This window comes from Bacilli bacterium, assembly GCA_036381315.1.
Lineage (GTDB): Bacteria > Bacillota > Bacilli > Paenibacillales > KCTC-25726 > DASVDB01.
Window position 1 is genome coordinate 1 of record DASVDB010000091.1, and the last position, 5,231, is coordinate 5,231.

Genomic DNA, 5,231 nt, shown 5'->3' on the forward strand with positions numbered 1-5,231 from the left:
ACAATGTACCCTTTTTCCAAAGTGAATCGCGTCCCAATGACGTAATTGATTTGCGACGGTACGCACTGAAACTGGTCAGCCAACTCATTCCGCTGAATCTCGGCGATGCCATCCGGATTCGCCTGCAGCATATTTTTTAAATACTGTTCGATAATATCGGAAATATTGCGCATCCCATTCCTCCCGAGTTCCGACATGAGCATAACTGCTGACTTTGACTTTCTTTGACCTTACTTTATTATAACCAAATTTTGCGGTTTTTTTCAAGGCTTTTGCGCATCTTTTATTGTTGACCGGGAAAACGAATTTATTTCATTACGTAAAAAAGGACCGCGAAAGCCCGTCGGGCTTTGCGATCCGCCGACAAAACCGGCAGTTAAGCCGTTGTTTAAAAAAGCGTCAATTTCAACGCGATTAAGAGGACAAGACCAGGCAAGCCCAATATCGACACCGTAAGCAAAGTCGTAATATTAACCGGAATGTGCAGCGCATATCGGCCGCCGATGTAATTGACCACTATTAACAAAAAGCCCGCAGCAACGACGTTAAGCAGCAAATACCCAAAGTAACGTAAGCGCAGCTTAGCTTTAAACAGCAAGATAAGAAGCAGCGCCAATGAAATGATAAAAACGTAAAGCCACATTATTCATCACCAACATGTTCGCGGTTTTCCAAACTTTGCGCACGCAAATGAATATTTTTCGCATGCTTGAGCAATAGCTCATATTTCTTTTCTGCCGCTTCCAACAAATAGATGGCATAATCAACCTGATCTTTGCCTACCGCCTCGCCAAACCGATTTTGCGCCGCGATCCAATCCGCCTTGGCCTTATTGATTTCCTGGATAAGCAACAAATGCTCCGGCAACATGTGCGATCGTCGGAGGAAGCGTAGCTTTAACCGATCCAAACAAAAACGCACGCACCCCTTCACCCTTTCCCGACTTGTCCGTCTCAACCGGTCTCATTCCATCTTATGGGGACCGGGCGGGGTTTAGAACCGCATAAACGGCAAAAAAACCATCCGCAAAGGATGGTTTTATCGGCGCACCTTACAAGCTTAAATTTCCCGCCTTCCTTCCAACGCTTTCGACAGCGTTACTTCATCGGCGTATTCCAGGTCGCCGCCTACCGGCAAGCCGTGCGCAATGCGCGTAACCTTAAGCCCAAAAGGTTTTACCAACCGCGAAATATACATCGCGGTCGCTTCGCCCTCGATATTCGGATTGGTCGCCAGAATCAGTTCCTGCACTTGCTCGTCTTCCAAACGCCTGACGAGCTCCGCCAGCTTGATATCGTCAGGGCCGATGCCCTCCATCGGCGAAATCGCACCGTGCAGGACGTGATAATAACCGTTGAATTCATGCGTCCGCTCCATGGCGACAAGATCTTTCGGCTCCTGCACCACGCATATGGCCGAAGCGTCCCGCTTTTTGTCCTGGCAAATGGCGCATGGATCAATATCGGTGATATTGCAGCAGTTTGAACAAAAATGCAGGTTGCGTTTGACGTTCACGAGCGCTTTGGCGAAATCGAGCACGTCCTCCTCTTTCATCCGCAGCACGTGGAACGCAAGCCTTCCCGCCGTTTTGACGCCAATTCCCGGCAGCCGGGTAAAAGCATCAATCAGCTTGGCGATCGGTTCGGGATAAAACAATGGTGTACCACTTCCTGACTATTAGAATAATCCTGGAATGTTCAGACCGCCGGTAAATTTGCCCAAATCCTGATTGGCCAACTCTTCGGCTTTCGTCAAGGCGTCGTTTACGGCAGCCAGCACCAGGTCCTGCAGCATTTCGACATCGTCCGGGTCTACGGCTTCCGGTTTGATCGCCACGCTTTGCACTTTTTTGTGGCCATTGACGACAACGGTCACCGCGCCGCCTCCGGCGGTGCCTTCAACCGTTTTGTTCCCCAGTTCCTCCTGGGCTTTCAGCATTTGTTCCTGCATTTTCTTGACTTGTTTCATCATTTGGTTCATTTGATTCATGTTTCTCATTTCAGCATGCAACTCCTTGTTTATTCTTCTTTAACCTCAACCATGTCTTCGCCAAACATTTCAATCGCTTCGTTGATCCATTCTTCCGCATATTTGCCGCCCTCTTCCGGCTCAAGTTCCAGCACCTCGCGCTGATTCTCGCGTTCGGCGCCGCCTGTTGCGATTTCATCCCAATCCTTTTTCATTGTCGTCAACAACTTGAGCGGCTTGGAAAAAACATCGCTTAACGCTTGCTCAATCAATTGCTTGTTGTCTTGTTTTTCGGTAGTTTCGCGGTGCAAATCATTTTTGAAGGCGACCAAAACGGCATGTTCATTCGCGGAAACCGGCTCGCCGTTGATCAGCCAGGCATGCACGGAGATTTTGCTGTCTTTTACGCGCGCCAGCACTTCGCTCCAATGCAGCTTGACATTTCTGGACCAGGGCGATTCCTGTTCGGCGGCGAACGCCGCCAATTTGTCCGGCCGCATGATTTTTACAATCGGAACATAAACCGTCTTGTTTTTTTTATGATCCGACGATTTGTCCGGCGCAAAACTTTTTTCTCCGCCGCCGGCATTTGCCAAATCGCGCACTTGCCGCTCCAACTCCGCGACTTTCCGTTCCAATTGGCGCACCGCATCAGCCGCCGCATTCGCCGTCCGCGGCTCTTCCTTCGCTTTTCGGCAAATTTTCATCAAGGCCACTTCAAACAGCGTGTTTGGCTGTGAGGCAAACTTCATCTCATTATGATAGTGGTTTAAAACGTCGATCATGTCAAACAGCTGCTTATTGCTGAGTTGCTGCGCCAGTTTGCGCATGGCGTCATCGACAAAAATGCGGCCGGATAACGATGCTTCCGGCATCATTTGCAGCATCAGCAAATCGCGAAAGTACATGATCATGCTTTCGATGCACCGTTCGGCGCTTTTGCCTTCCAGCATCCATGCTTCCGCGGTATCGAGCACGGCGCCCAGATCGGCGGAAAGCACCCGTTCGGTCAATTCGCCGAACTGTTCCGCGGAAACGCCGCCGGTAATCGCGATCGTATTTTGATAGGTTACGTCGCTGCCGGAAAAAGCGATGATCTGATCCAAAAGGCTTAAGGCGTCGCGCATGCCTCCGTCCGACAACCGGGCAATATGCTTAAGCGCCTTTTCTTCGGCGTTGATATGCTCCGCCTGGCAAATATGCCGCAGCCGGTCCAGCTGCGCTTCCATTTTTACCCTGCGAAAATCAAACCGTTGGCATCTGGAGATAATGGTAACGGGAAGTTTATGCGGCTCTGTGGTGGCCAGTATAAACATCGCGTGGGGAGGCGGTTCCTCCAGCGTCTTTAGAAGCGCATTGAACGCGCCGATAGTCAGCATATGAACTTCGTCGATAATATATACTTTGCGTCTTACTTCCGTTGGCGCATATTTGACTTTTTCCCGGATGTCCCGGATTTCATCAACCCCATTGTTGGAAGCGGCGTCAAGCTCGATGACGTCCATCACCGCGTTTTCGCCGATTCTCACGCAAGCGTCGCAGCAATTGCACGGTTCCTCCGCCGGACCGTGCAAACAGTTGACGGCTTTGGCCAATATTTTTGCGGCGCTCGTCTTGCCGGTTCCCCGCGGGCCGCAAAACAAATACGCATGCGAAATTCTTCCCTCTTTGAGGGAGTTTCGCAACGTTTGCGTAATATGCTCCTGCCCGACCATCTCGGCAAAAGTCTGCGGTCTCCACGCCCGATAAAGCGCAATATGTTGCTCCATAGCGACCTCTTCCGTCCTGCTCGGCATTTAACAATCAAAACTATTATACATCATACGGCGGCTACTTTTCGACATAGGGAATTGCAATGGTGAAAACGGCGCCCTTGCCTTTGGAAGAAACGCTGATCGTTCCGCCGATATCGTGGATAATCCGCTGGCATACGGAAAGCCCGAGCCCCGTCCCCGTTTCTTTCGTCGTAAAAAAGGGGTCGAAAATTTTATCGACCAAATAAGCCGGAATTCCCGGTCCGGTGTCGTGGATTTCCACAATGATGTTTTTGCCTTCCGCGTCATGTTTCTCCGTGATCGTTAACGTTCCGCCTTGTTTCATCGCTTCAATGCCGTTTTTGCAAATGTTCAGAAATACTTGCTTCAAGAGTTCCCGATCGGCAAGCACCTTCGGTTTTTTGAACTGCGGTTGATATTGCACATCCACTCCGTAGAGAATCGCCTCGTTGTTAATAATCGGCAAAATATCGACGATTACGACCGACAAATCGATTTGCCCGAACGATACGTTCCGCGGCTTGCTTAGCAGCAAAAATTCGCTGACAAGGTCATTGATCCGGTTAATTTCGGACAGCATGATCTCCGTAAAGTTATACTCTTTATGCATTTCTTTTTGTTCCAGCGACTTTTTCAATACTTGCAAAAATCCTTTGATCGAGGTCAGCGGATTCCGGATTTCATGCGCGGTTCCCGCGGCGATCTGGCCGATCATGGCCAACCGGTCGCTGCGCTGCACCTGCTCTTCCAGTGAACGCAAATTTGTGACGTCTTTAAAGATAATATAGGCCCCGACGATTTGTCCGTCGTCATCTTTCAGCAGGTTCGAATCCATCAACAGCTCGTATCGCTTGTTGTTGTTCGCCCACGGCACCGCAACGTTTCGCGCCACTTTTCCATCGAGAATCGCTTTTTGGATGAATCGATGCTCATCCGGAATAAAGGAAAATACCTCCTCCAGGTTTTTTCCGATCACGTCGGAACGGTTCACTGCGAAAATTTGGCATGCCATGTCGCTGATATTGACCAGCTTGAAATTCGTATCTATCAGTACAACGCCCAAGTTTACGTCCCTCATAAAGTTTCCGGCAAATTGCTGCAGCAGGTTTTGCGCATATTGTTGATCCAGATCGTACAGCGTCACTATGTATATGTCGCGATTCTCGACATTTATGGGCAGAAGGGAAAATTCGCTCACAGACTGTCTGGCGGAAGCCAAAAGCGTCAAATTGTTGCCGGAAGCGTTGCGGCAAGGCTGCGCGGCATCCAGACATTTTCTGACGTTGTCGGGCAAACTCGCGATTTGTTGCAGTCGCTTGCCAGGCAGGTCATTTTGCGTTAATCCGGTCTCGGCAAAAAATGCGGCATTCGCGGCGATCAGGGTTCCATCCCGGTGAATAGCCACCGCGCAATTGCGGTTTTTTTGCAGCAAAGTCGTCAGTTTCCGCAAAAATGTGTCGGATTCGTCATGAGAGTTCAATGGCACCC

Annotated in this window: 7 protein-coding genes; all 7 read right to left on the minus strand. The window is 49.9% G+C overall.

What is annotated here, in order from left to right; genetic code table 11:
- On the minus strand, positions 1 to 173 hold a 173-nt coding region (locus tag VF260_06890; protein HEX7056908.1), incomplete at its 3' end, for a CtsR family transcriptional regulator.
- 215 nt (positions 174 to 388) lie between these two features.
- A complete protein-coding gene (locus VF260_06895) occupies positions 389 to 643 on the minus strand; it encodes a pro-sigmaK processing inhibitor BofA family protein (GenBank protein HEX7056909.1) in 255 nt (84 codons plus the stop codon).
- Positions 643 to 870 (minus strand): DUF2508 family protein, encoded by a 228-nt coding sequence (locus VF260_06900; GenBank protein HEX7056910.1) that lies wholly within the window; start codon positions 868 to 870, stop codon positions 643 to 645. Before VF260_06900 ends, VF260_06895 begins: the two co-directional genes overlap by 1 nt.
- Before the next feature lie 189 nt (positions 871 to 1,059).
- On the minus strand, positions 1,060 to 1,656 hold the full coding sequence (recR, locus tag VF260_06905; protein ID HEX7056911.1) for a recombination mediator RecR: 597 nt from the start codon (positions 1,654 to 1,656) through the stop codon (positions 1,060 to 1,062).
- Positions 1,657 to 1,677: 21 nt separating this feature from the next.
- Positions 1,678 to 1,989: a YbaB/EbfC family nucleoid-associated protein gene (locus VF260_06910; GenBank protein HEX7056912.1), complete on the minus strand. Its 312-nt coding sequence runs from the start codon at positions 1,987 to 1,989 to the stop codon at positions 1,678 to 1,680.
- Between the two features lie 29 nt (positions 1,990 to 2,018).
- Positions 2,019 to 3,737: a DNA polymerase III subunit gamma/tau gene (gene dnaX, locus VF260_06915; protein HEX7056913.1), complete on the minus strand. Its 1,719-nt coding sequence runs from the start codon at positions 3,735 to 3,737 to the stop codon at positions 2,019 to 2,021.
- 61 nt (positions 3,738 to 3,798) lie between these two features.
- Complete coding sequence (locus VF260_06920; GenBank protein HEX7056914.1) at positions 3,799 to 5,229, minus strand: ATP-binding protein; 1,431 nt, start codon at positions 5,227 to 5,229, stop codon at positions 3,799 to 3,801.
- Positions 5,230 to 5,231 lie beyond the last annotated feature (2 nt).

Excerpts from the sequence above, each read along its gene's own strand:
- dnaX (HEX7056913.1), bottom strand. The coding sequence starts at position 3,737 with ATGGAGCAACATATTGCGCTTTATCGGGCGTGGAGACCGCAGACTTTT.
- VF260_06900 (HEX7056910.1), bottom strand. The coding sequence starts at position 870 with ATGTTGCCGGAGCATTTGTTGCTTATCCAGGAAATCAATAAGGCCAAG.
- VF260_06895 (HEX7056909.1), bottom strand. The coding sequence starts at position 643 with ATGTGGCTTTACGTTTTTATCATTTCATTGGCGCTGCTTCTTATCTTG.
- VF260_06910 (HEX7056912.1), bottom strand. The coding sequence starts at position 1,989 with ATGAATCAAATGAACCAAATGATGAAACAAGTCAAGAAAATGCAGGAA.